Raw genomic sequence first — 26,189 nt, 5'->3', positions numbered from 1 at the left:
GCTTATTATGGGAGGTATTTTTATGACAACAGGTTCAAGACTTTACATCGCGGCTGTATCGGCATTCATATTCGCATTCGGCAGCGGAAGAAATATCCGCTTCATGGAGAATGCGTTTTTCCCGGCGCAGGCTGTTCATTTTGAAGAGGAAAAGACGAAGATCGGGGAGCTGACAGTGATAAATGGCGAGGGCGAGATCGAGATATCTTTCAGGATAGCCGAGTTTATAATGGAATTGATAGAATAGTACTAAAAATTGTACATCTTCGATTTGACAAAAATCTCCCGCAGTGGTATACTGTAAATGTCTATAACCTATTGGGAGGAATAATTATGACCGAGATCATTACAGGCGGCGTGTGCAGTGACCGCGAGAGCCTTTTTATAAAACGGATATGCGATGCTGCGCTTGCAGGCGAGAGGGTACTTGTCATAGTGCCCGATCAGTTCTCCTTTGAATATGACAAGACCCTCTATGAAGCCCTTGGTGCCAGGATCTTCAACAGCATCGAAACTACGGGATTCCAGCATCTGGCAGAGTATATATCAGCGCGGTACGGCAGTAAGGCTAAGGACAGTGCCAACACCAATGCCTGTATGATACTCATGTTCCTTGCGGTAAAAAAAGCTGTAAAGGACGGAAGGATCAGATTCTATAAAAACAGTACAGGCAAGGCATCATTTATAGGAGAGCTGACAGATCTTCTGCCTCGCCTGCGTCAGAGCGGCATAACACCTCAGGCACTTCAGATGGCTGCTGCTAAGCTGGAGGGTTCTGTTGCTATGAAGCTAGCAGACCTTGGGGCTATATACGAGAACTATATCTTTGAGCTTGAAAAAGCCAATATGAACGATAAGCTGTCGGTTATGGAGGAGGCTGCGGAGCTTTCGGCAAAATGTGATGTTTTTGACGGCAGAAGTGTTTTCGTATCGGCTTTTGCTGATTTTTCCTATGATGAAAAAAGAATGCTGGAGCAGTGTATAATAAAGGGCAGATCCCTTACGGTATCGCTGCTTATAGATGACAGCTTTGTAAGCAGATGCCATACCCACCCATTCGATATAACGCTTGCAGCGAGGCAGTGCATAAGGGATATGACTAAGCTTCACGATCAGCCTCTGAAAGAGATACGTGCAGAGGATATCAACTGCTGTCACCCTGATATAAGGCAGCTGAGTGAGCATCTGTTCGATTATAACAAGCCGGAGTACAAGGCGGCAGGGGACAGCGTGAAGGTGCTTGCTGCTGATGATGTTTATGAAGAGGCTGACTATATCTGTGCCGAGATATGCAGGCTGGTGCGCGAGGACGGATATACCTTCAATGATATAGCTGTTACTGTTCGTGATATCGAGAGCTTTGGTGCGGTCATATCAGGTGTGATGGAAAGGTATGATATACCCTTCTTCCTTGATAAACGTGACAGCGTTGATGCTTCCGCGATAGTGCATTACATAAACACTATATTCAGGACTGTGCTTACCAGAAAATTCAAGACAGACAATATCATCAAACTTATAAAATCACCGCTGTACGGTATACTTAATTACGAGATAAGCGATCTGGAAGATTACTGTGTACGCTGGGGAGTTGACGGCGATATGTGGAATGAGGATTTCACAGCTGCACCTGACAGCGGTATTGACCTTGGGCGTATCAACGAGCTGAGAAAGCGTGTCATCACACCTTTGGTAAGCTTCAAGGAAGCGTGTACAGGCGCGTCGGCAGCGCAGATATCAAGAGCTTTTTATCAGCTGCTTGATGATCTTGATCTTTCCGGGCAGACTTATTCACTGGTAAAGCGTGTAAGCACCTCGGACAATGACACCGAAACTGAGATGTCACGCGGACTCAAACAGCTGTGGACAATGAGTCTTTCAGCTGTCAGATCAATATATGAGCTGCTTGGCGATGAAAAGATCACCATGCGAAGCTATTACGATCTGTACAGCCTTATGCTGTCGCAGATGAAGGTATCAGAGCCTCCGCAGAAGCTGGACTGCGTTCGTATCGTCGATGCTGCTCATTCAAGATTTGGCGGAGTTAAGGTACTTTTTGCAGCGGAGGTCAATGAAGGTATATTCCCAGCGGCTGTAAGGAGCAGGGGACTGCTAAATGAGCATGAAAAGGAACTTTTAAGGCTTAAAGAGGATATTGATATCACTGATAATGCGCTGAATTCGCTGAAACGTGAAAAGCTTGCTGCTTATACGGCACTATGTACCCCAACGGATAAGCTGTATGTTCTGTATTCACGTTCAGATCTTCTTGGCAGTGAGAAGCGTCCTTCGGCGCTTGTAAAGGAGGTTCGCGGTATACTGGGGATCGATGTGATGAATATCAATACGCTGCCGCCCGATCGTTTCTGCACTTCATATAAATCCGCATATTCGGTATACATAGAGCATTCACGGGACAACACAGTATCGGTAAGCAGTATAAGGGATTCTCTTATGGGTTCAGCTTACTACCATGACAAACTGAGAGCGCTGGATGAAGCTGGCAGAGATAAACCATTCAGGCTTTCGGAGTCGTGTGCAAAGGAAGTATTCTTTGCATCGGAAACGGCAGAGGTATCTCCTACAAAACTGGATAACTATTTCAAATGTCCTTTTATGTACTTCTGCAACTATGGGCTTCGTCTGTCACGTTCGCAGAAAATGGATATGGACGGGCTCAACAAGGGTCTGATGATACATGAGGTACTGGAAAAGGCGATAGGTTCGCAGGACAGGACACCTGAAGGGAACCGTGAGCATTTCCTGAATATGACAGAGGAGCAGATAACAGAGCTTATAGAGGGATCCTTCACAAAGTATTACAATGATGTTTTCTGCGGCGATTTCGGTAAGAGCAAGACCTTCATCTACCGTTTCGAGAATATGAAACAGCAGGCGTTCAATATAGTTAAGTATGTTCAGCGCGAACTTTCAAACGGCAGCTTTGCTCCTGCGGTAACGGAGTACAGGCTGACCAAGGAAAACGGCGCGGATCATCTTGATCTTACGCTGAAGGACGGAAGACATATAGTACTTATCGGCACTATAGACCGTGCTGATATATATGAGGACGAGAACGGCAGACGTTTTGTGCGTATCGTTGACTATAAATTCCGAAGACAGGCGAATTTTGATCTGGGGGAGCTTTACTGCGGACTGAACCTTCAGATGCTGATATATCTTTCGGTACTGCTTGAAACAGGAAATCCTGTTAATCCCGATATGGAGCTTGAACAGGCAGGTGTGTTCTACCTTAAACTGATAGGTGATGCTGCGAAGTTTTCCGATGACTGTGAGCTTTCGGAGGATATACTTTACAGTGCTGCCTGTGAATCTGCCATAGATGCATTTTCACGCAAAGGCAGGATATCAGACGGCGGCGCTGTCAATGAGAAACTGGATTCTACTATCGGCAAGACGGCACTTACAAATCTGACCATGAGCGATGCCATGTTCACGGCGATGAGGATATTCGCAAAACGCAAGGTAATAGAATACGGTGATCGTCTGCTGGAGGGTGATATCAATGCGGATCCGCTGGAAAATATATGCTCATACTGCGGCTTTGGCGGAATATGCGGCAGGGCATTTCCTGATGAGCCGAGAAAGGGCAGCAAGGAACAGATGACAGAGATCCTTGAGGAGATAATGAGTGAAAATGGGGAGGGAGAATAATGAGTGTGAGCTGGACAGAAGATCAGCAGAAAGCCATTGATTCATACGGCAGGGGAGTAACCGTATCAGCGGCGGCAGGAAGCGGAAAGACCGCAGTGCTCATAGAAAGGATAATACGTCTGCTGACGGACAAAGAAAAAGCTATACCTGCAGACAGACTGCTGGCTGTTACCTTTACGATAGATGCGGCTGCACAGATGCGCGACAAGCTGAATGCTGCTTTTGAGAAGAAGCTGCGTGAGGACCCTGAAAATGTATGGGTATTGCAGCAGCAGGATCTGGCACAGCTGGCAAGGATATCTACCATAGATTCATTCTGCTTTGATATGGTCAAGGAGAACCTGAACAAGTTCGAGTTTACGGGAAATCTGAAAATACTCAGCGAAGCAGAGTGCGATATGATATTTGATACGGCTTTTGAGCAGGCAGCTGAGGAGCTTTGTGCCAATGATCCGGATGAGTACAAATTCTTGGATAATTTCTTTCCTGTGGAGAACGGCGATCTGAAATATGCTGTGAAGGAGCTTTACGGTCATCTGCGGTCGATTTGTCATACAGACAAGTGGATACGCGACACTTCGGATAATTGTCTTAGTGATGAGTTCTTTGATATGCTTTATGAAAGCACATTTTCACGATTCAAAGGAAAACTGGATGAAGCAGCACGCTTTCTGGATGATGCACGTTACTGCTATAACTATACCATATCGGCAGGCGGAGCAAGCTATGCGCTCAAGGATCATGTTAAGACAGCTGAGGAGAATATGGCGATATGCGAGGCTGTATTCAGCAGCTATCAGCTTGCTGCAGCTCATCTTGACAGTACGGCTTTCGGCAAGATAGAAACCGAAAAATACAAGCCTATGCGTTTATCAGGTAAGCCCCCCGAGGATGTAAAGGCTATATTCAGTGATGTTAAGGAACGCTTTAAGAATGATATAAATAATGTATGCACGGTGCTGAAGGAAGGCTCACGGGGACTGGAACTTTCTAAGGAACATCTGCGTGATAACCTGGTACTGGTGCAGAAACTGTTCATGGCGGTATGCAGGCTTGAAAAGCGGGTCGAGGAAGTCAGCTACGATATAAAGCTGGAAAAGAATGCAGTGGATTTCGGTGATATTGAGCTTATGACTAAAAATCTGCTGGTGCGTGAAACAGATGATGGCTTTGAACGAACTGAACTCGCTGAGGAGATACGCTCGGGTGGAGCATACAAGCTGATAGTCATAGACGAATATCAGGATGTAAATGATATACAGGAAATGATATTCAAAGCGGTATCAGACACGGACGACCTTACAGTTATGGGAAGTAATACTTTTATTGTCGGTGATATGAAGCAGGCGATTTACGGCTTCCGCAAGACTAATCCCGAACTCTTCAAAAACTGTATTGAGCTTGCTCAGAGATACGGCGAGGAAAAGAAACTGGAGCATATCGGTCTGCAAAAGAATTTCCGAAGCAGGGGTGAAGTCATAGCCCTGTCGAATTTCATATTTGAAACACTTATGAGCAGCGGCTGCGGTCAGGTGGATTATGACGGCAGCGAAAGGCTTGAAGCAGGTGCTGTATATACTGACAGGAGCTGTCCTGCTGAGGTGATGCTGGTGGATGCACCCGATGAAAAAAGCGGTATACCTTTGGAATTCCGTTGTACGGCTAAACGCATACGTGAGATGATAGACAGCGGCGAGCCTGTGTGTGACGGCGGCGTTGACAGACCATGCAGACAGTCGGATTTCTGTATACTGGTGAATACAAACGATAATATCCGTCAGGCAACAGATGCACTCTCTGCGGCAGGACTGAGGGCTTTCTGCGAAGATACCGAGGGATACATAAAGTCAAGGGAGATATCTCTTGCCCTTGACCTGCTGCGATGTGTTGATAATCCCATGAATGATATATCTCTTACAGCTGTGATGATGTCGCCTGTTATGGGATTTACTCCCGATGAAATGGTGCATATAAGGCTGAAGTGCAAGGCTGCGAATCCTAAAAAGCCGGATCACATCTACCAGATACTGGCAGGAGCATCAAGGGAAAAGGGTACGGATGAAAAGTACGCGAAGTACGTTGATATGGGCTCGGATGTTTTGCAGGAAAAATGCCGCAAAGCCTTTGAAATGATAGAATCCCTGCGTTACTGCTCTATGAGCATGAGCCTTGAAAAACTAATAAGACGGATATTTAATGCGGCTGACCTGATGGCGCTGACTTCGATATATCTTGACTCGGCTAAAAAGCGTGCTAATCTGCGTTTGCTGCTGCAGTATGCCGGAGATTACGAACGCAGCGGCAACGAAGGTGTTACGGGTTTTCTGAGGTATATAGATTCGGTATCGGGAAACGACAAGGCATTCAGGAATGCGGTGTCTGTTACGGCAGGCGGAGATTCAGTTAATGTTAAGACATACCATAAGTCAAAGGGTCTGGAATACCCGTTTGTATTTATGTGTACCCTTTCAAAGCCTCTTGTACGTGATGATACGCGCGAACTGATAAAGCTTCATAAGACTATGGGTTGTGCATTCGTGCTGAAGGACAGGCGGCTGAATGTCAAGCGTGCCGACCTCTATTACGATCATCTTTCAGATATGATAGTACGTGAACACAAAAGCGAGAGGATGCGTCTGTTCTATGTAGGATGTACCAGAGCCAAGGAAAAGCTGATGTTTGTTCTTTCCAACGAAAAGACAGGCCATGTCACCCGCAGCAGGATCATGGAAAAACTGCGTGATGCTGTGAAGGCTTCAGCTAAGTACGACAGGATACCTGCGGATATAGTCTCTGCTCAGGAAAATGTACTGACGTGGACAGTAATGTGTCTTTCAAAGCTGAAGGAAAGGTCAGCGCTTGAAGAATGGCTTGGTATGCCTCTTGATACAGTGCCTGTTTCGGAGAACGCCGAGGGGATAAGCATAAGCTACCATGTGTGCAGCGAGGATACTGATACTGAAGTATCGGAACAAAATGAAAAGACCGTCCGTGCTGCTGCTGACCCTGCATTGGTCGCAAGGCTGAGAAATATCTATGCCGCAAGTGCAGACAGACCCGAAACACGTCTGCCTGCAAAGCTTACCGTTACCGAGATAGTGGCTGCGGAAAAAGCAAAGGATCAGGGTGATAAGAACACCGAGTTCTTCCCTAATCTGCCGAGGCTGAATGATGAACTTGATAAGCTTAGTGCAGCAGAGAGGGGTACGTATACCCATAAATTCATGGAACTGGCTGATTACAGCAAGGCGCGTGAAAGTGTAGACGCTGAACTAGACAGACTTGTAAGCCGCGGATGCATGAGCGAAAGAGAGGCTAAGGGTGTATATACCGATAAGCTGAAGATTTTCGTGAACAGCAGCCTTTTTGATAGAATGATGTCTTCGGATGACCTGCGGCGTGAGCAGAAATTTCTTGCAAGCGTGAAAGACCTTGGTCTTACGGAGGAACTCAGTGAGTACACCACCAACAAAGGATATATCCAGGGTATCGCTGACTGCATATTCAAAGAACCCGACGGTTGGGTCCTTGTGGATTACAAGACAGATAATTTCAAAAGTACGGATGAGATGAAACGATACAAGACACAGCTCATGCTGTATAAAGCTGCTTTTGAGCTGCTTCTTGGAGAACGGGTGAAGAGCAGCTACATCTACTCATTCAAACTGGGTGAGGGTCTGGAATTTGTATTGTAATTAAATCGGAAACTTGCATAATTTATGGATATTTCGGGGAGCTGTTTTACGGCTCCCTTTTTTGTCGGTTGAATTCGTGACATGCCTGCCCGTCCGCCCGAGGACAATGTTTATCCGATAAAGCTTACAATGGATACCGAGAAAAAACTGCCCGAATTTGCATTGTAAGTAACGTGCCTGCCCGTCCGGTCAGGACCCACTTGACAAATACCCCGGGAGGGTATATAATATAGGTATAATAATACCCCGTGGGGGTATAATGATGACAGGAGCTGATAAAATGTCAGATACAGAAAGGTGCTGTCACTGCGGCAGAAAAAAAGTCAGGGACGAAAAGGAAAAACGTGACCTGATGAACCGTCTTAAACGTATAGAGGGTCAGATAAGGGGGCTGCAGCGTATGCTGGATGAGGATGCATACTGCCCTGATATACTTACTCAGGCTTCGGCGGCTAATTCGGCGCTGAACAGTTTTTGCAGGACACTTCTGGCAAGCCACCTGCGCACCTGCGTTTCGGAGGATATACGTGAGGGTCGGGAAGATACTGTGGATGAACTGATGAATACTCTTGAAAAGCTTATGAAGTGAGGTGCGGCAGTGGAACGATACAATGTTACCGGCATGAGCTGTGCGGTTTGTGCAGGGCGTGTTGAAAAAGCGGTTAAAGAGGTCGATGGGGTCACATCCTGCTCGGTAAGTCTGCTTACTAATTCTATGGGCGTTGAGGGTACTGCTTCTGCCGAGGATATAGTAATGGCAGTTGAAAAAGCAGGGTACGGCGCATCGCCCGAGATGGCATCACAGGAAAAACGGTCGGCAAAGTGGGCTGATGAGGATGCACTTAAAGACCGTGAAACGCCTAAGCTAAAAAAACGACTGCTTTGGTCATTACCTTTGCTTATGGTGCTTATGTACTTTTCTATGGGGTATATGATGTGGGGATGGTATGCGCCCGATGCTTTTGAGAATCATGTTTTTCTCGGGCTTTTTGAACTTCTCCTCGCGGCGGCAGTGATGGTGATAAACGGTAAGTTCTTTACATCGGGGATGTCTGCACTGCTTCACCGTTCACCTAATATGGATACACTGGTCGCACTCGGTTCGGGGGCTTCATTTGTGTACTCTGTGGCAGAGCTTTTCCTGATGATACTTGCGCAGGGCAGGAACGATCACGAAACAGTGATGAAGTACGGAATGGATATGTATTTTGAATCTGCGGCGATGATACCTGCACTTATCACAGTGGGAAAGATATTGGAGGCTAAGTCAAAGGGGCGTACAACGGATGCACTGAAAGGTCTTGTTCGTCTTGCACCGAAGACTGCAGTTCTGCTGAAAGACGGAAAAGAGATGGAAGTGGATATCGGGGAAGTGGGTGTAGGAGATATATTTGCTGTGCGTCCCGGCGAACAGATACCTGTGGACGGTATAGTTACAAAGGGCAGCACTTCTGTCAATGAATCCGCACTTACTGGTGAGAGCATACCTTGTGATAAATCTGTGGGTGACAGGGTATCGGCTGCTACTATCAATACCCATGGGTATATCGAATGCAGAGCAGAACGCGTTGGCGAAGATACTACTCTTGCACAGATAATACGCACAGTATCAGATGCTGCTGCAACAAAAGCTCCGCTGGCACGTATTGCGGATAAGGTATCTATGGTATTCGTGCCGACGGTTACGGTGCTTGCACTGATCACTTTTGCAGGCTGGCTGATAGCGGGAAGGACATTATCGTTTGCTGCGGCCAGGGCGATATCGGTGCTGGTCATAAGCTGTCCCTGTGCGCTGGGTCTGGCAACTCCTGTGGCTATAATGGTTGGCAGCGGTGTTGGTGCGAAGAACGGCATACTTTTCAAAACAGCTGCAGCTCTGGAATTGGCAGGAAGAACACAGATAATAGCACTGGACAAAACAGGTACTGTCACTGAGGGGCAGCCTGCTGTAACGGATATAGTACCGCTTGGCAGAGATAGTGATGAACTGCTGATGCTGGCGGCATCACTTGAAAAGAACAGTGAGCATCCGCTGGCTAAGGCAGTAATGGCAGCTGCAGAGGGAATGGAGCTCAGTGAAGTCACAGATACCGAAGTACTTCCGGGCAGCGGCATAAGAGGACGGCTGAACGGCAGGGAAGTGCTTGGCGGAAGTCTGAGATCTATGGCGGCGAAGGGGCTTGCAGATGACAGCCTTAGCCGTCAGGCAGAGGAACTTGCAGCTGAGGGTAAAACACCGCTTATATTTGCTTATGACGGTAAACTTGCAGGTATGATAGCTGTTGCTGACCGCATCAAAGAAGATTCTGCAAAGGCGGTGCGTGAGCTGCAGGGTATGGGTATACAGACGGTCATGCTCACAGGTGACAACGAGCGAACGGCTCGGGCTGTTGCTGAAAGTGCAGGAGTTGATCATGTTATTGCTGGTGTAATGCCCGAAGGCAAGGCAGATGTTGTAGCTGCATTGAAAAAGCTTGGAAAGACAGCTATGGTAGGTGACGGCATAAACGATGCACCTGCACTTACCGTCGCTGACAGCGGTATAGCTATAGGTGCAGGAACGGATATAGCCATTGATGCTGCGGATATAGTTGTCATGAAGAGCAGACTTTCAGACGTGGCAGCGGCGGTAAGGCTAAGCCGTGCGACGATACGAAATATCCACCAGAATCTATTCTGGGCATTTTTCTATAATGCCGTGTGCATACCCCTTGCGATGGGTCTTTACGGCATAGGCATGAAGCCGATGTACGGTGCTGCAGCAATGGCGCTTTCGAGCTTTTTCGTCTGCATGAATGCACTGAGACTGAATTTTGTAAGACCACACGATCCGTCACATGATCGGAGTAAAAATATGGTAAGTACGGAGGCTGTCGAAAAGATAGTATCCGAGATAACAAATAAGGAGGATAATACAATGACAAAAACTATCAGGATCGAGGGCATGATGTGCCCGCATTGCGAGGCAAGTGTTAAAAAGGCGCTGGAGGAGATAAACGGCGTTGAGAGTGCAGCAGCCGATCATACAGCTGGTACTGCTGTTGTTACACTGAGTGCACCTGTTGATGATGATGTGCTCAGAAAGGCTGTGGAAGCCAAGGATTATAAAGTGCTTGGAGTTGAGTAAGAAAAGAATATTATCATGACAGCCCTGATCTGTGATTTATGTACAGATCAGGGCTGTCAGCTTGTATTGACCTTTTATCCGCTTTCTGATATACTGTAAATAACAGGAAATACAGAACTGAGGTGTAACCAATGAATGATTTTGAAAACAAAGTAGCAGTCATTACAGGCGGTGCTAACGGTATCGGAAAATGTATCGCTGAGGAGTTTCGCAAGAGTGGTGCCGCTGTGTGCATTATTGATAAAGCTGAGGGAGATCATTATGTGGGTGATATAGCTGATAAGTCTGTGCTTGAAGCTTTTGCAGAAAGCGTTATAAGAAAATATGGTCACATAGACTATCTTATAAATAACGCTCTGCCGCTTATGAAGGGTATAAGCGAGTGCAGCTATGAGGATTTTGAGTATGCTATGTCAGTGGGTGTGACTGCACCGTTTTATCTTTCAAAGCTGTTCATGCCATATTTCAATGAGGGCGGTTCAATAATTAATATCTCGTCCTCACGGGACAGAATGAGTCAGCCTCAGACAGAAAGCTATACGGCTGCAAAAGGTGGTATAGCTGCGCTCACTCATGCACTTGCTGTGAGCCTGTCGGGAAAAGTACGTGTAAATTCCATATCGCCCGGATGGATAGATACAAGCTTCAGGGTATATGAGGGTGCGGATGCTGTACAGCAGCCCTGCGGCCGTGTGGGTGATCCTCTTGATATAGCGAATATGGTGCTGTTCCTGTGCTCTGACAAGGCAGGATTTATCACAGGAGAGAATATATGCATAGACGGCGGTATGACCAGGCTGATGATCTATCACGGTGATAACGGCTGGACTTTATCGGAATAGTGCTGTGCATATATAAAAAACAGAAGTATGAAAAAACGGATGACCGTCTTTGTCGGACGGCTATCCGTTTTTTTTTGGCTATGTAAGATCAGAGGTTGTTATACCAAGATCGTTAAGTTTGAACTGAAGATCATTAAAATCCTGATGCAGTTTATCTTTTGATACCGATCCGTTGCTATCAAAGTAAATGAAAAGTTCTATCAGTGGAGATCTGAACAGAAAATAAGGTGGATCACCGGTGATATCCCTTTCACGCTCAGTGAAATGATCCCAGAAGAATGTGGAGTAATCGTTGAATACTATCTGTTTGCTGTCGATGGTTTTGATATCGGAATACTTTTTCTTGAAAGGTGCCCAGTATTTGAACATGAATCCATCCTCGGGTTCACCTATACCGTATCCAAGTTTATGGGAAAGATTGTCTTTCAGCGTGCTGAACCATTTATCCCATATCTCATCCGGCATCTCTCCGCTGATCTGTAAACCTCCGGGTTCAACAGATGCACAAAGGTCTATCCCTTCGCCTTTCCAGGCATTTTCATTATCGCACCAGTACTCCATTGAACGATAAACTTCTCCGATCATATCCCATATCTCACGGGGTGCTGAGTAATGGATATTCAGACAAACATCATGATGCATAAATGACAACTCCTCTCCCTTGGAAGTTTTTTGATTTAATTATATTCTAACAGAAGTTCAGTGCAAAGTCAATGATAATAAAGCACGAAAGGAGAGCAAATACCTGAGCTGAATAAATTTTCAGATGCAGTAAAGTTGCATGATAGATATAGACAAAAGAATAAAAATGTGTTATAATATTGAAAACTATTGCAAATGACATATAAAGTATCCGGTACTTGCCCATGTTTTTCGAGGGTTAGTACTGTACATATAGAAACTTTTGTCGTTTTTAATATCTCTGGATTAGGAGGATAACAACAATGGAAAATACAAATCTTGGTGTCAGAAATTGTGGGCTCGTGTCATATAAGATCAATGATGATGTTCTTGCAGAGGTGCTGGCAAATAACGGTTTTTCCGGTGTAGGATTTGACAGTTCATCAGGAGTCAGGACAGTGCGTACCGATGACGGACTTATATTTGCAAAAGAGGGCGGAGAAGCCGAACTTCCTCAGATGATATTTATGGCATGGTCGGGCTGCGGATATAACGATCTGAACGCTGAGGATAAAACAGCATATAATGAAATGAAGTGTACTATCGGCGCACAGGAAAGGGCAGATTGTCTTTCTTATGGTATACGCTCGGAGAAAGACGATACTGTCGGCAGCAAACTTAAAGTGATAAGTGAGCTTTTTGCACAAACGGATATTGCAGACAAACTGGATATCACGGTAACACGCAGTTCGGCTGCGGCTGACGGAGAAGAAGTATTCGGATTTGAACGCATAGGATTCAAGAACGGAAGTCAGGTGTTCTGGCAGCTGAATTTCGCAGGCGGAAGCTATACCGAGGATAATGCAGCACTTCTTTTCAAAGACGGCAGACTTTCCATAACGGATGCAGATGGTCATGAATGGGAAAATGGTATGGTGGAAGAAGCAATGCTGTCGCTGAATGATGCTGCAGCACTTGAAGGCGTTACAGTGCTTGAAAAGCTCAGCTGCAGGAATATAGAAAAGCTGGTGCTTCTGCCTGTGTTCCTTGAAGTGAGTGACGGTGCACTTAAAGGCTGTACCTCTCTTAAAGAGTTCGATATACTTAAAAAGAATATAACCATAGGCAGAGATGTTGTCGGAAGCGGTGTTGTTATAGGCGGCTGCAAGGGAAGTACTGCCGAGTATTATGCCGTGACCGGAGGAGCGCAGTTCCTGCTGCTGGAGGCACCCGAACGCAAGGCTATGGAATTTGAGATCGCTGACGGTATAGTTATTACAGCTGATGATCACTCTGTACTGAGAGGCGCTGACAAAAAACGCCTTACTCTGAACGATGTAGGATTCGTACCCTATGAGGACAATGATGACGATATCGACTGTGAGATAATAGTAATGGATACAGCTGAAGCAGAGGCATCGGAACTTACTGTACAGCTTAGCTCATTCGGTACCCTTGTGGATACGGAAACTGTCCGTAATGACAGGAACGGTTATATCAAGGCTACGATAATGAGAAGTACTGATCGTGAGGATATTTACAGCTGTGTGCTGGAGATAGATCACAGCGGAACTATAATATGTATCCATGCGGAAAAACAGTTTGATGAAGAGGAAATTACAAAGGGTGCTGAAAAGGCATTGTTTGAACGTATCAAACAGCTGGGCGAAAGTGTTCAGTTCGGCAGAAAGGCTGTAAAAGGAACTGCAGCAGTACCGAATGCGGTTCCCGCATCTGCAGAAACCGAACCCGAAGCAGAAACTGAAGAAACTATCGTACCCGAGAATTACACGGCAGAAACCGAACCCGAAGCAGAAACTGCAGAAACTATCGCATCCGAGACTTACACAACAGAAACCGAACCCGAAGTAGAAACTGCAGAAGCTATCGCACCTGAGATTTACACGACAGAAACCGAACCCGAAGCAGAAACTGCAGAAGCTATCGCACCCGAGATTTACACGACAGAAACCGAACCCGAAGCAGAAACTGAAGAAACTATCGCACCCGAGACCTACACAACAGAATCAGAACCCGAGGCAGAAACTGAAGAAACTATCGCACCCGAGACTTACACAAAAGAAACCGAACCCGAAGCAGAAACTGCGGAAACTATCGCACCCGAGATATCCGCGGAAAAAGCAGAGTATATTGGCGAACAGAACAATACCGCCGATGATGAGATAATAGATGTTGAGCCCGAGGAGATCAGATCAGCTGAGGAGGGCGGTACAGTCAGACTGGTCAGGGGTGCAAGATTTGATCTTAACGATTACGCTTCACAGATGCTGGTCATAGATATGGATTATCAGGCTGAGGAAGGAATTGATATCGACGGATATATCTTCCTGCTTACTGAGAACGGCAAGGTAAGGAGCGATGCCGATCTTGTATTCTTCGGACAGAAGGCTTCCGTTGACAAGGCTATAAACAATCATCCTCAGCAGACAAGGATGTTCACCGTTGAACTATCAAAACTGGACAGTGAGATAAATAAGCTGGCTGTTGCTTTCGCTATATACGGCGATGTGGAAGGTCAGGCGTTCGGCAAGGTGAACAAGCCTGTTGTGCGCATAAGCTGCGGCGGAAAAGAGCTTTGCAGCTATGAGCTTTCGGGGCTTGATGATGAACGTTCGGTAGTGGCTATGGAAATATACAATAATAATGGCTGGAAAGCCAAGACCATCGGTCTGGGATTCAGGCAGGCACTCAAAACCTTGTGCGGCAGCTACGGTGTGGATGTAAAAGAATAGGTATCACACAGCTTTCACACAGTTGTCATACCGAATTCGCCAAATCGATAGAATGCCCGAAAATGCCCTAATCCGCAAGGTTGAAGTGGCATAATTTGTAATAAATTCACTATTGACAGTGATATCAAAATGTGGTATATTATTAGTCAGTAAGACACAGACTGTTAATTGGTTTACAAAGTCTGTCGTCAGTAGTCAAGAAAGAGAGAATAACACATACACAATTTTCAGGAGGTAGCATTATGGTAAAGAAGAATGTACTTACACCCGTACTCGCCGGTGTACTTGGCGTAGCAGTAGTTGGTTCGGGCGTTGGTTATTTTGTGTTAAACAAGAATGCTGACAAGGCATCCAGTGAGAAGTCAAAAAATCAGAGCTCTGTTGTAGTATCTCCCAAGCTGAGTGTTATGGCTGAGAATATCACCAACACTATAGATAAGGCGACCGAGATCGCAAAGGGCGATGTAGATTACGCTTATAGTGGTAGCTTCAATATAAGCTTTGGCCCTGCAATTACAAAGAATATGCCCACAGCTCCCAAGGATTTCGGCATGACCGTATCCAGCAAGCAGAAAGGCGGCAATGAGGGCGGCGATATCGAGCTGACATACGGCGGTCAGAAGGTAGTTACTGTAAATCAGGTATACAGCAGAGAGAACAGCGAAGAGATGTACGTTAGAGTACCCGAGCTTTCAGAGGCTTATATCAAGGTAAACAGGGCTGAAGCTGAATCCTATCTGAAGGATAGCGTAGGCATTGATTTCGACCAGTATGCTCAGACAGCTCAGAACTTCGATTTTGATACCGAAGCATTTGAGGCTGACATTAAGGAATATGAGCAGTTAGTAAAGGATAATTTCCCTGAGGCTAAGGAGAACGGAACTAAGAGCGGTGATATCGACGGCGTTTCTTATGAGTATACTTCCAAGTCCTATGAGCTGACAGCTGCTGACGGACAGAAGGTAGTTACTGCTGTTCTTGAAAAGGCTAAGACAGACGAGAATTTCAAGAAACTGTATGAGCAGGGCGTTGAGGCTGCTAATCAGCAGAGCTCCGCTATGTATGAGAAGTACGGCGAAGAAGCTCCTTCTACTCCTTCCTATGAAGAGGCTATCGACAAGATGCTCGAGGAGGTCAAGGGTGAGATCAAGGGCGAGGAAACTGTTATGCTGGAAACCTATGAGAACAGCGACGGTCAGTTCGCAGGTTTCAATCTGAAGCCTTCCGATGAAAAGGGTGAGCTGAAGTTCATCAGTGTCAGCAACGAAAATGCTGAGGGTCTGGATATCAGCTTCGACAGCGGTGATGGCACAGCTGTAACAGCTTACGGCGCACTGAAGAGCGAGAATGATGTAGTTAACGGTACCTACACTGTTACTTCTACCGATGACGGCGAGGAGAACATGAAGGTCGTTTACACCATGACTGATATGAAGAATGTTGGCGAGAACTTCGCAGGCACTATCAGATTTGATGTCAGCGTTAATGAGGACGGCACTTCTGATTCTATCTGGATGGAAGTTAAGTCTGATTCTACAGCTGATGATTTAGATGTTACATTTGATATCGGTCTCAATGGCGAGAATGCATTTACAATGAAGATGACAGGCGAAAAGACAGAAGCTTCTGACGTTGATGTTCCTGGTAGCGATGTTCAGGTCTTCAATGCACTTGACGAGGAGCAGATGAATAAGTATCTCGAAACTTGCGATACTGAGGGCTTTATGAACAAGCTCAAGGAAAATCTGGGCGACGAGATGTATAATTCTCTGTTCGGTTCTTCATCATCATCTTCTTACAGCAGCGGATCTTCTTCTGATGACGATGATTTCGATTGGGAAGCTTTTGAAAATGAGTATTCAACCGAAAGCACTGCTGAGGATCGTGCATAATATTTCGTGTTTATGATCTATCGATAATTATAATACCCTGCTGATAAAAGTCGGGCACTTATAAAGTAATTTTGCGCCATAGTATTTCTGATATACAGTCAGAAGTACTGTGGCGTTTATATTGATAATAACTATGCTGTGCTAAAATTATTTCTAATAAAATCGGAATTTGAAGGAGTATACAATTGTGAAGAATAAAATAGGATATCGTATTTTTTTCCGTTATCTTGATTATATTTGGAATGCTGAGGAACATGATTGGTTAGGAGGATTACTTGGAGGAATGAGCTTGCTCGCAGATGGTTGTCCTGCTGACTCGGCTTATGCTTCTGACTGGGATGAAGCAATCGATAAGGTTTCTGAGCCAAATGATCCGTATCAGATCGGTATCCAATTCTTGAAAGACTACCTTGCGATCGGTTATATTGATGAAATTGGTCAGATACTTTCAGATATGGAAAATAATAATCGACTTGAACTTTGGGAAAAGGCACAATATGATGTGGCGAATAATTTAGATGATCCTTATTTAAGATTTGTTTCAGAGTGATAAACTTCTGTTTAACCGAACAGGAAAAATAATACGATGCCCCGAAGTGCTTTAAAACGCTTCGGGGCATAACTTTTATATGTTTTAAAAACAGGTGTGGTTTTTGTTCTTAGCTGCTGTACTGCCTGATGTTCACAGTTTATGTTTTGATTTGTTTCAGAAATACGTTGACAATTAAATTACGGGATAGTATAATATATTCAATATCTATTAAGAAAGGACTGATATTATGGCAAGAACAGCTTTGGTCACAGGTGCAAGCTCCGGTATCGGCAGGGAAATAGCAAAGGAGCTTGACAGAAGAGATTTCAGAGTAATACTCGCTGCCAGACGTGAGGACAGATTGCGTGAACTTGCAAGTGAACTCAGGGACAGCAGAGTTATTGTGTGTGACCTTTCGGATGAAAGCGAATGCATACGTCTGCACAGAGAGGTACAGGATGAAAATGTCACTGTTATAGTAAATAATGCAGGCTTTGGAAAGCTTGGAAGGTTCGATGAGATACCGCTGGAAGATGAACTGCGTATGATCGATACGAATGTAAAGGCTGTGCATATACTCACAAAACTGTTTTTGCGCGATCTTATTTCTGATAACAGAGGTTATATACTGAATGTTGCATCTTCTGCAGGTCTGATGCCTGGCGGACCGCTTATGGCAACGTATTACGCAACTAAAGCCTATGTAATAAGTCTGACAAGTTCCATAAGTGAGGAGCTCAAAATGATAGGCAGCCGTGTGAAAGTATCAGCCCTTTGTCCCGGACCTGTGGATACGGAGTTCAATTCAGTGGCAGGTGCTCAGTTCGGAGTAAAGTCTATTACAGCTGAATACTGTGCTAAACGTGCGGTAGAGGGAATGTTTGCAGGTAAGCTTATAATCGTTCCTGAAAAGGGTCTTGGCATGGTGGCAAAGGCTGCACAGCTTTCACCGAGAAGTATATCACTTGCCTTAACAGGAAAGCTTCAATCGGAAAAACAAAAGAACGATCACTGACTGCTTAATATATCTATAATATTTTGTACAAGATGAAGTACCTCATTTTCCATATAAAATGCTGATTTCAGACACTTCTGTTCGTCAGGAGTGTCTTTTTGCGGGTATATAAGAAAAGATGTAAAATGCAGTTTGTGAAAATTATAAAAAAACTTAAAAATATACTGGACAAAAGACGAGAAATATTGTATAATAGGTATATTAGAGTTTAGGAGAGTTTTTATGAGAGTTATCACTGGTTCAAGAAGAGGTAAAAAGCTTAAAACGCTGGATACCCTTGATACAAGACCGACTACTGATATGGTCAAAGAGGCAGTTTTTTCTGCCATACAGTTTGATGTTCCGGGTTCGCAGGTGCTTGATCTTTTTGCAGGCAGCGGACAGATGGGTATAGAAGCCCTGAGCCGTGAGGCATCGCACTGTGTTTTTGTTGACAATAATCCTGCTGCTGTGCAGGTGATAAAGGAAAATATCTCAGACTGCAAGTTCAATACCGAATCCCGTGTGCTGAATATGGACAGCCTTGATTACATCAAGGTAGCTAAGGGTCAGTTCGATATCGTTCTTCTTGATCCCCCTTATGGAAAGGGTATCATTGAGAAGGTACTCGGCAGTATTGATTCACACCTCAGCGACAGAGCCATAGTAGTCTGTGAGCATGAAAAAGAGCTTCAGCTTGGTGATGAGTACGGCAGGCTGAAGATGCATAAGCGTTATAAATACGGTAAGATAGCTGTTACTATATTTAAAATACCAACAGAGGAAGAATAAGATATGAAGATCGCTGTTTGTCCCGGCAGCTTTGATCCTGTAACACTCGGACATCTCGATATAATCGAGCGTGCTTCCAAGCTGTTTGACAAGGTCATAGTGCTGGTCAGCTTCAATAAAAACAAAAACAAAGCTGTTTTCTCCACCAAAGAGAGGATAGAAATGATAATCGCAGTTACAAAGGATCTTGATAATGTAGTCGTTGACTGCTTTGATGGTCTGCTGGCTGATTATCTTAAAATGACAGGAGCAGAGGTCATTGTCAAGGGCTTGAGGGCTGTGTCTGATTTTGAGTATGAATTTCAGATGGCGCTTGCCAACAAAAAACTCTATAATGATGCTGAAACTGTTTTTCTTACCACTGCAGGTGAGAATATGTTCCTTTCTTCGAGCGTTGTAAAGGAGATAGCAAGCTTTGGCGGTGATATTTCGGGCTTTGTTTCACCCGCGATACTGGAAAAGATAAAAAACAGGCTTTGTCCAAACACTGACGCGCAACAGGCAGACAACGCTGTGTGAGCTGATCAAGGCTTAATATACGGCGTGAGATATATAGCGTCAATAATTTGAAAAGTCTGCAGATATAAATATGAAAGGAAGTATTATTATGAGCGAAAACAAGGATTATACCCCCATGAACGACCTGCTGGAAAGAATAGATGAAACTATTGATAACGGCGCTACGGTTCCTTTTTCAAATAAGAAGATGATTGACGGCGACCGCATACATGAGCTGGTCGATGAGGTAAGAATGAGCATACCGCCTGAGATAAAGAGAGCTCAGGAGCTGGAGGTGCAGAGAAAGGTCATACTTGAAGCTGCCAAGAAGGAAGCTGATGAGATCAGAAATTCTGCATTATCCGAGAAAGAAGCAGTAATGAAGGATGCTAAAGCCGAGGCTGACAAGCTGGTTTCTCAGGAAGCTATAATAGCAAGAGCTGAGCAGTATGTCAAGGAGCAGGTAGACAGAGCTAATCAGGATGCTGAGGATATCGTTAGCCGTGCGCGTGCAGAGGCAGAGAATATTATTGCCGATGCCAATAACAGAAAGCAGAGCATCATGGATGCTATGGTTGCGAATATCAACGCTACACTTGGTGATGCATCTGAGACTCTTCAGGCTGATGTTAACAGACTTACCAAGAGCCTTGAAGATGTTAACCGCATGAGAGAGGCTATACTGAGGCTGAGTGAACAGTGATTTACAATGGTCGGGGATGAACTCCCCGACTTTTTTATTGCGTGATATTTATGGTGCAAAAAAGCGGACAGTCTTGTGACTGTCCGCTGTGTTATTATCAATTGTAGAACATTACTACAGGTGTACCGAGGGGTACATTTTCGTAGATGTATTGTGCGCCCTCATAAGGCATATTAATACAGCCGTGAGAACCGTTCCACTGATAGATCGTGCCGCCGAAATTGCCGCCGCGCCATGTGGAATCGTGCATACCGATACCGCAGAGTGAAACGTTGTTCCAGTAATTGCAGGTGGTATCCCATTCTTCTCCGTCAGCGTTTCTGTCTTTCATGCGCTTGTTGGTCTCTTTTGACCAAAGCTTGTATACGCCTTCAAGAGTAGTTCTTGCAGCTGAGGTCGTCTGACCTGATACGATATAGCAGGTGTATTTTTTCTTGCCGTTTTTGTAATACCACATCTGCTGATTGGTGAGGTCAACTTCGATGTATGTTTTACCGATATCGTCCTTGGCAGTTCTTGCAGATTCAACACCTGTGTACTCGAAATAACCATCGTTGACGTAGATCGGATCTATGGATTCTACGCTCTTGCCTTCTTCCAGCAGATGCTCCAGCTGTTCAACGGTAGGATCCTGCCAGATCCACCAGCCGTAAACACCGTCCTCGCTCGGCTCGACCTTGACCTTGCCCTGAAGTGTCGATTTGAAGGTCCTGGTTGCATATCGGGTATCATATTTCTTGGCTAGACCTTCAACATACTTCTCAACAGCATCTCTGTTTACAACGTAGTTGCCCATATCATCCATATCAATAAGTGAGAGTAGGGTCTTGCCTGTGATAGTTTCAGTGGTATAATCAAAATCGTATGTTATGGACATATTGAATACTTTGTTAAGCGCCTCACACTGGTCTTTGAAAGTATCAGAAGTTATCTGGGGCACATCATAACAGCCTGTACCACTGCTCAGCTTGACCTCAAATTCACCTTTGGTGAGGGCATCAACAACAGCTTCATCCAGTTTGTCCATATTTGTGACCTTATTGCCTTGAACTTCTTTCTTTATCTCGTAGCCATTATCGGTCAGTTCAAGTGAAGCATCCTTGGTCTCTTCACTGCCCCAGTCCTGCTTGTCAAGCAGAGCTTTCAGCTTATCGTTATCGTAGGTAGATTCATCTGTAAAAGTGTAATCCGTTCTTCCTGCGTATCCCGAGAACCATGTGCCGTGGTTTACTTTGTCGTAAAGCTTTTTTATCTCATCTTTTGCATTACGCTTGTAACCGAAATCAGCAGGGGAGAGTACTATGTTTTTTTTGTCGATAGTAGTGATCTTCAGCTCCTCGGGGATCTTATCTGCTTTAAGTGCCTTTACAGCATCGTCATAGGTCTTTCCGCTTACATCTATACCATTGATGTAAGTATCAGCAAGGAACCTGTTTCCGTAATATACTCTGCCTGCAACATAGGACAGACCGACAGCTGCGATAAGTGCAGCTAAGGCTGTTCCGCAAATCAGTACAGATTGGTTTTTTACTTTTTTTCTGCCGCGTTTTTTACTCCCGGCAGAGGAGACTTTTTTGCGGTATCCTGCAGCATCTGCGCTCATTTTATAATTTCCTTCCTTTACATATCATAATGTGACATTATTCTGTTTTTAACATAAGATATTATACCACAAACACAGTTCATTTGTCTAGTATCGCCCTAGGATTCTAAGAAAAAATCTTTAACAAATTTTAAGCTTTATTTACAAGTCAATCTGTGTATTTTTGAAAGGGGTCGAAAATCTGTCCAATAATATGTACAAAAACGAAAACTGCCGAACCTTATAGGTCGGCAGCCGGCTTGTCATCTCATGATATCAGAAAGGTCATCTATAAAGCTGCTCATATTTTTGAGTGCTTTACCGGCGCGTGCTTTGAACTTTCTTTTGCTGCGCTGAGCCTTTCGTGATATCTCAAATGCCAGTGCGCCTGCAGTAACTCCTGCTGATATACCTGTCATAAGTGATCTTCCTATCATATCATCTCTCCTTTCAGAAGTTTATTAATAGTATCCACAGAAGTATTGTTTTGATACTTGGAAAAATTAACTTGTTAAAATTTTATATGTTGCATGAACATGACAGATTAATTAAGCTGAATTTGTTGAAAATTGACTAATTTGACAAAAACACTCAAAAAATTTATTTATATTTTCTGCACTAATGACTTTACATTTATAAAAAAATAAGTTATAATATAAATGTATAGAATATTGTATTTGTAAGGAGTAGATCACTATCATGGCAATGACAATGACACAGAAGATACTCGCTGCCCATGCAGGGCTCGACGAGGTCAAGGCAGGACAGCTTATTATGGCTGACCTCGATCTTGTGCTTGGCAACGATGTTACAACACCTGTTGCTATCAACGAGTTCAACAAGGCAGGTTTTGACGGTATCTTCAATAAGGATAAGATCACTATGGTGATGGATCACTTCACGCCGAACAAGGACATCAAGGCAGCACAGCAGTGCAAGCAGTGCCGTGAGTTCGCGTCGAAGTATGATATCACTCATTATTACGATGTGGGAGATGTAGGTATCGAGCACGCACTGCTTCCTGAAAAAGGACTTGTAGTTCCCGGCGATGCAGTTATCGGTGCTGACTCACATACCTGTACATACGGTGCACTTGGTGCTTTTTCTACCGGTGTTGGTTCTACTGATATGTGCGCGGGCATGGCTGCAGGCAAGACCTGGTTCAAGGTTCCTTCTGCCATCAAGTTCAATATCGTAGGCAAGCTGCCCAAGTACAGTGCTGCCAAGGATGTTATACTGCATATCATCGGTATGATCGGTGTTGACGGTGCACTTTACCGCTCTATGGAATTCATGGGTGAGGGTCTGAAGAACCTGACTATGGAGGACAGACTCTGTATGGCTAATATGGCTATCGAAGCAGGTGCCAAGAACGGCATATTTGCTGTTGATGAGGTAACCAAGGAATACCTCAAGGGCAGAACTGACAGAGAGTATAAGGTATACGAAGCTGATCCCGATGCGGAGTATGACGAGGAGTATACAATTGATCTTTCACAGATCAAGCCAACTGTTGCTTTCCCTCATCTTCCCGAAAATGCAAGAACATTTGATGACATTCCCGATATCAAGATAGATCAGGTGGTCATCGGTTCATGTACAAACGGCAGGATCGAGGATCTGAGAGCTGCAGCTGAGATACTCAAGGGCAAGAGGGTAGCCGATCATGTAAGATGTATCGTTATACCTGCAACACAGCACATCTATCTCACTGCAATGAAGGAAGGTCTTCTTGAGATATTCATCGAATCAGGCTGTGCGGTATCCGCACCTACCTGCGGTCCCTGTCTCGGCGGACATATGGGCATACTTGCAGCAGGTGAAAAGGCAGTTGCCACAACTAACAGAAATTTCGTCGGCAGAATGGGTCACACCGAGTCACAGGTTTATCTGGCTTCACCTTATGTTGCTGCAGCTTCAGCAGTTGCAGGACGTATAGCACAGCCCTCTGACGTTATGTGATAAGGATTTAGATTCGTGTAATTTGATTCAACAGATAGGAGGCGGGTATATGACTAACTATTTGGTAGATATTTTTTATGATACCGTATCCGGTATCATAACACAGAAATACGGTTCTTCTTTCACTGACGCTCAGCGCAAGGAGAAGATCATGGATTTTATTGAAGGGCTTAAAGCCGGTAATGTTTTCACGATCGAGCAGACGCAGGCTATAATTGATAAAAAGGGCTTCAACAATTTTTATACCGATTCGATAAATGGTGTATCCTGCTTCCGTCTTGTAAAAGAAGGATTTTTCGGAAAGGCAAAGGTCTGCTATTTTATCACCCGTACCAAGGACAGGATGGATTCACAGTACCTTGAACAGGTGTATGAAGAACTGCGTAAGCAGGCAGCAGGCGAGAATGTTTTTAATTCCGACCGATATATCGAGTAAGTTGAAAGGAGTTTTCATAGAATGAAGGCTTGCGGAAAAGTACATAAGTATGGGGATAACGTTGATACGGACGTTATAATCCCTGCAAGATATCTTAATACTTCAAACATGGAGGAGCTGGCTCAGCACTGCATGGAGGATATCGACATAGATTTTGCTAAGAATGTAAAGAAAGGCGATATAATGGTGGCTAAGGCGAATTTCGGCTGCGGCTCATCAAGAGAGCACGCTCCTGCTTCCATCAAGGCTAGCGGTATCTCTTGCGTTATTGCCAAGAGCTTTGCAAGGATATTCTACAGGAACGCTATAAATATAGGTCTGCCGATAATCGAGTGCGAAGAAGCATCCGAGAAGATCGAGGCAGGCGATGAGGTTGAGATAGACTTCGACAGCGGCGTTATCACCAACAAGACAAAGGGTGAGACCTATCAGGGTCAGTCATTCCCCGAGTTCCTTATCAAGATAATAAATTCCAACGGTCTGCTTAATTCTCTTAAATAAGCATTCCACAGGATAATATAAAAATACCTGACACTTCTGCTGTACTACGCAGAAGTGTTTTTTATATAAAAAAGCACTCACCGTAAGGCAAGTGCTTATTCTTATAATGTGTGATTTTCCGATTATTTCCAGAGCTTTTCAGGATAATCGCCTGCTGCGATAAGTTCGGCTATCGCTGCTTTTACGGTAGGCTTGTCCTCGGCATAGGTGACACCGAACCACTTGTCGCGGCTCTCAAGAAGCTTGCAGTCAGCTTCGCCGTGTTTTATCATGTGGTCGATACCCTCGGGAAGCAGGAATTCAGCGGTCAGACTGGTGCTGTTCTTTTCAAGGAATTCCTCAAAGCGTTTGTTCAGCTTATCAATAAAGCCTTTGGGACATCCCCACATATTCATTGAAACATAGCTGTCCTCGCTGAGTTCCTTGGTCTCCTCCTTGCCCGAAAGGACTCTGCCATCCGGTGCGCGGCGTATATTGTAAGTTTCTTCAACGTCTATCAGTATATTGTTCTCATCGACCTTGCAGACACCTCTGTTAACAGCGCCATTGTCGCTCAGGGTGTTTTTGAGCACAAAGCCGACCATTGTCATGTTCAGCTTGTCACCTGTCTGCTCCTGTGTGAGGTAGTCGTGCAGTTTCTGAAAAGCTTCTCTGCCGTAAAAATCGTCAGCATTTATCACGGCAAAGGGCTCATTAACTATGCCCTTGCAGCAACATACCGCGTGGCCGTGACCCCAGGGCTTTACTCTGTCAGCAGGTACGGTGAAGCCCTCGGGAAGACAGTCAAGTTCCTGATAAACATAATCCACCTTGACCTGCGCACCTATGCGGTTTCCTATCATCTCATCAAAAGCTTCGCGTATATCGCGTCTGATGATGAATACAACTTTATCGAAACCGGCGCGTACAGCATCAAAGATAGAGTAATCCATGATTATCTCGCCGTTAGGGCCGAATGGCTCAAGCTGTTTGATGCCGCCTTTGAATCGGGAGCCTAATCCGGCTGCCATTATTACAAGAGTTGCGCTCATTTTAATTATTCTCCTAACATAAAAAATATATTTATATATTAAAACTATTATAGCAGATTTTATAATTGTTGTCAATAGAAAGCTTATTTCATCACTTACCAAAGAATGTGCTTTTTGTATTATTCGTAAAATCTATTAAAAATTTACTGTAGATATTGAAACCTAAAGCTTATTGTGATATAATATAAAAGTAGATATGATATGAATAAGATCACATTTGAAAAAACAGGCTGTGAACTTCTCAAAGGGTTGATCCGCAAGGTGCATATAGTATTTCTTACGGGACATATTTAGTATGCGATAAAAGAGTATGATGTGAATGTACTCAGGTGCCTTACCAAACCTGCCGATGAACAGAAGATCGTGGAATTAATTGATCGTGTTCCGAGCAAGCAGGAGATCAGTAAGATGATATTGGTGTACAGCGCATATCACCTTCGGATATGCAGTTTACTTATGTCAGCGGGGAAGATTTCTGAATGAAGGCATTGTGCTTATAAGAAATATTCATATATTGAAATATATTTACCATAAAATGATAACTGAATAACCT

20 protein-coding genes are annotated in these 26,189 nt (G+C 44.5%); 16 read left to right on the top strand and 4 right to left on the bottom strand.

Annotated features, from left to right (window positions below):
- The first annotated feature begins 22 nt into the window (after positions 1-22).
- The 6 genes from RUMAL_RS18935 to RUMAL_RS18910 all read left to right on the top strand — a co-directional run bounded on the left by RUMAL_RS18935 (position 23) and on the right by RUMAL_RS18910 (position 11,339).
- Positions 23-247 carry a hypothetical protein gene (locus RUMAL_RS18935; protein ID WP_013483707.1) on the top strand — a complete coding sequence of 75 codons (225 nt, stop codon included), beginning with the start codon at positions 23-25 and terminating at the stop codon, positions 245-247.
- Between the two features lie 86 nt (positions 248-333).
- Positions 334-3,675, top strand: coding sequence for a PD-(D/E)XK nuclease family protein (locus RUMAL_RS18930; protein ID WP_013483706.1), 3,342 nt, complete (start codon positions 334-336; stop codon positions 3,673-3,675).
- A complete protein-coding gene (locus RUMAL_RS18925; RefSeq protein WP_013483705.1) occupies positions 3,675-7,370 on the top strand; it encodes a UvrD-helicase domain-containing protein in 3,696 nt (1,231 codons plus the stop codon). Before RUMAL_RS18930 ends, RUMAL_RS18925 begins: the two co-directional genes overlap by 1 nt.
- 280 nt (positions 7,371-7,650) lie before the next feature.
- Positions 7,651-7,959 carry a metal-sensing transcriptional repressor gene (locus tag RUMAL_RS18920; RefSeq protein ID WP_013483704.1) on the top strand — a complete coding sequence of 103 codons (309 nt, stop codon included), beginning with the start codon at positions 7,651-7,653 and terminating at the stop codon, positions 7,957-7,959.
- Positions 7,960-7,968: 9 nt separating this feature from the next.
- On the top strand, positions 7,969-10,497 hold the full coding sequence (locus RUMAL_RS18915) for a heavy metal translocating P-type ATPase (protein ID WP_013483703.1): 2,529 nt from the start codon (positions 7,969-7,971) through the stop codon (positions 10,495-10,497).
- 131 nt (positions 10,498-10,628) lie between these two features.
- Positions 10,629-11,339, top strand: a complete 711-nt coding sequence (locus tag RUMAL_RS18910) for an SDR family NAD(P)-dependent oxidoreductase (protein ID WP_013483702.1) — start codon at positions 10,629-10,631, stop codon at positions 11,337-11,339.
- A 78-nt stretch (positions 11,340-11,417) separates the two neighbouring features.
- Here the strand turns inward: RUMAL_RS18910 and RUMAL_RS18905 are convergent, their stop codons facing one another.
- Positions 11,418-11,981: a hypothetical protein gene (locus RUMAL_RS18905; protein ID WP_013483701.1), complete on the bottom strand. Its 564-nt coding sequence runs from the start codon at positions 11,979-11,981 to the stop codon at positions 11,418-11,420.
- A 302-nt stretch (positions 11,982-12,283) separates the two neighbouring features.
- Between RUMAL_RS18905 and RUMAL_RS18900 the strand changes: the two genes are divergently transcribed.
- The 7 genes from RUMAL_RS18900 (at position 12,284) to RUMAL_RS18870 (ending at position 20,124) form a co-directional block, all read left to right on the top strand.
- Complete coding sequence (locus tag RUMAL_RS18900; protein WP_013483700.1) at positions 12,284-14,713, top strand: TerD family protein; 2,430 nt, start codon at positions 12,284-12,286, stop codon at positions 14,711-14,713.
- 242 nt (positions 14,714-14,955) lie between these two features.
- Positions 14,956-16,605 (top strand): hypothetical protein, encoded by a 1,650-nt coding sequence (locus RUMAL_RS18895; RefSeq protein WP_013483699.1) that lies wholly within the window; start codon positions 14,956-14,958, stop codon positions 16,603-16,605.
- A gap of 187 nt (positions 16,606-16,792) precedes the next feature.
- Positions 16,793-17,155 carry a hypothetical protein gene (locus RUMAL_RS18890; protein WP_013483698.1) on the top strand — a complete coding sequence of 121 codons (363 nt, stop codon included), beginning with the start codon at positions 16,793-16,795 and terminating at the stop codon, positions 17,153-17,155.
- Between the two features lie 229 nt (positions 17,156-17,384).
- Positions 17,385-18,152, top strand: coding sequence for an SDR family NAD(P)-dependent oxidoreductase (locus RUMAL_RS18885; protein ID WP_013483697.1), 768 nt, complete (start codon positions 17,385-17,387; stop codon positions 18,150-18,152).
- Between the two features lie 222 nt (positions 18,153-18,374).
- Positions 18,375-18,923, top strand: a complete 549-nt coding sequence (rsmD, locus tag RUMAL_RS18880) for a 16S rRNA (guanine(966)-N(2))-methyltransferase RsmD (protein WP_013483696.1) — start codon at positions 18,375-18,377, stop codon at positions 18,921-18,923.
- A gap of 3 nt (positions 18,924-18,926) precedes the next feature.
- Positions 18,927-19,442, top strand: coding sequence for a pantetheine-phosphate adenylyltransferase (gene coaD, locus RUMAL_RS18875; RefSeq protein WP_013483695.1), 516 nt, complete (start codon positions 18,927-18,929; stop codon positions 19,440-19,442).
- 88 nt (positions 19,443-19,530) lie between these two features.
- Entirely contained in the window at positions 19,531-20,124 is a 594-nt protein-coding gene (locus tag RUMAL_RS18870; protein WP_013483694.1) for a FliH/SctL family protein, read from the top strand.
- Positions 20,125-20,221: 97 nt separating this feature from the next.
- On the opposite strand, the gene RUMAL_RS18865 is transcribed toward RUMAL_RS18870, so the two are convergent.
- Positions 20,222-21,727, bottom strand: coding sequence for a L,D-transpeptidase family protein (locus tag RUMAL_RS18865; RefSeq protein WP_013483693.1), 1,506 nt, complete (start codon positions 21,725-21,727; stop codon positions 20,222-20,224).
- 242 nt (positions 21,728-21,969) lie between these two features.
- The gene (locus RUMAL_RS22200; protein WP_013483692.1) at positions 21,970-22,143 is read right to left on the bottom strand and encodes a hypothetical protein; all 174 of its coding nucleotides are present in this window, start codon (positions 22,141-22,143) and stop codon (positions 21,970-21,972) included.
- A gap of 262 nt (positions 22,144-22,405) precedes the next feature.
- Here RUMAL_RS22200 and leuC point away from each other — a divergent pair, with 262 nt between their 5' ends.
- The 3 genes from leuC to leuD are packed head-to-tail and all read left to right on the top strand — an operon-like array spanning position 22,406 to position 24,605.
- Positions 22,406-23,668, top strand: coding sequence for a 3-isopropylmalate dehydratase large subunit (leuC, locus tag RUMAL_RS18860; RefSeq protein WP_013483691.1), 1,263 nt, complete (start codon positions 22,406-22,408; stop codon positions 23,666-23,668).
- A gap of 49 nt (positions 23,669-23,717) precedes the next feature.
- On the top strand, positions 23,718-24,104 hold the full coding sequence (locus RUMAL_RS18855) for a hypothetical protein (RefSeq protein WP_013483690.1): 387 nt from the start codon (positions 23,718-23,720) through the stop codon (positions 24,102-24,104).
- Positions 24,105-24,125: 21 nt separating this feature from the next.
- Positions 24,126-24,605: a 3-isopropylmalate dehydratase small subunit gene (gene leuD / locus RUMAL_RS18850; RefSeq protein ID WP_013483689.1), complete on the top strand. Its 480-nt coding sequence runs from the start codon at positions 24,126-24,128 to the stop codon at positions 24,603-24,605.
- A gap of 122 nt (positions 24,606-24,727) precedes the next feature.
- Here leuD and RUMAL_RS18845 read toward each other — a convergent pair whose 3' ends face one another.
- The gene (locus RUMAL_RS18845) at positions 24,728-25,636 is read right to left on the bottom strand and encodes a nucleotidyltransferase family protein (protein ID WP_013483688.1); all 909 of its coding nucleotides are present in this window, start codon (positions 25,634-25,636) and stop codon (positions 24,728-24,730) included.
- Positions 25,637-26,189: the final 553 nt, after the last annotated feature.

The sequence above is a fragment of the Ruminococcus albus 7 = DSM 20455 genome, assembly GCF_000179635.2.
GTDB lineage: Bacteria > Bacillota > Clostridia > Oscillospirales > Ruminococcaceae > Hominimerdicola > Hominimerdicola alba.
This window is presented reverse-complemented; position numbering and strand designations above follow the sequence as displayed.

Bases quoted from the DNA above. Each gene is read 5' to 3' on its own strand.
- RUMAL_RS18935 (WP_013483707.1), top strand. From the start codon at position 23: ATGACAACAGGTTCAAGACTTTACATCGCGGCTGTATCGGCATTCATA.
- RUMAL_RS18930 (WP_013483706.1), top strand. From the start codon at position 334: ATGACCGAGATCATTACAGGCGGCGTGTGCAGTGACCGCGAGAGCCTT.
- RUMAL_RS18925 (WP_013483705.1), top strand. From the start codon at position 3,675: ATGAGTGTGAGCTGGACAGAAGATCAGCAGAAAGCCATTGATTCATAC.
- RUMAL_RS18920 (WP_013483704.1), top strand. From the start codon at position 7,651: ATGTCAGATACAGAAAGGTGCTGTCACTGCGGCAGAAAAAAAGTCAGG.
- RUMAL_RS18910 (WP_013483702.1), top strand. From the start codon at position 10,629: ATGAATGATTTTGAAAACAAAGTAGCAGTCATTACAGGCGGTGCTAAC.
- RUMAL_RS18905 (WP_013483701.1), bottom strand. From the start codon at position 11,981: ATGCATCATGATGTTTGTCTGAATATCCATTACTCAGCACCCCGTGAG.
- RUMAL_RS18900 (WP_013483700.1), top strand. From the start codon at position 12,284: ATGGAAAATACAAATCTTGGTGTCAGAAATTGTGGGCTCGTGTCATAT.
- RUMAL_RS18895 (WP_013483699.1), top strand. From the start codon at position 14,956: ATGGTAAAGAAGAATGTACTTACACCCGTACTCGCCGGTGTACTTGGC.
- RUMAL_RS18885 (WP_013483697.1), top strand. From the start codon at position 17,385: ATGGCAAGAACAGCTTTGGTCACAGGTGCAAGCTCCGGTATCGGCAGG.
- rsmD (WP_013483696.1), top strand. From the start codon at position 18,375: ATGAGAGTTATCACTGGTTCAAGAAGAGGTAAAAAGCTTAAAACGCTG.
- coaD (WP_013483695.1), top strand. From the start codon at position 18,927: ATGAAGATCGCTGTTTGTCCCGGCAGCTTTGATCCTGTAACACTCGGA.
- RUMAL_RS18870 (WP_013483694.1), top strand. From the start codon at position 19,531: ATGAGCGAAAACAAGGATTATACCCCCATGAACGACCTGCTGGAAAGA.
- RUMAL_RS18865 (WP_013483693.1), bottom strand. From the start codon at position 21,727: ATGAGCGCAGATGCTGCAGGATACCGCAAAAAAGTCTCCTCTGCCGGG.
- RUMAL_RS22200 (WP_013483692.1), bottom strand. From the start codon at position 22,143: ATGATAGGAAGATCACTTATGACAGGTATATCAGCAGGAGTTACTGCA.
- leuC (WP_013483691.1), top strand. From the start codon at position 22,406: ATGGCAATGACAATGACACAGAAGATACTCGCTGCCCATGCAGGGCTC.
- RUMAL_RS18855 (WP_013483690.1), top strand. From the start codon at position 23,718: ATGACTAACTATTTGGTAGATATTTTTTATGATACCGTATCCGGTATC.
- leuD (WP_013483689.1), top strand. From the start codon at position 24,126: ATGAAGGCTTGCGGAAAAGTACATAAGTATGGGGATAACGTTGATACG.
- RUMAL_RS18845 (WP_013483688.1), bottom strand. From the start codon at position 25,636: ATGAGCGCAACTCTTGTAATAATGGCAGCCGGATTAGGCTCCCGATTC.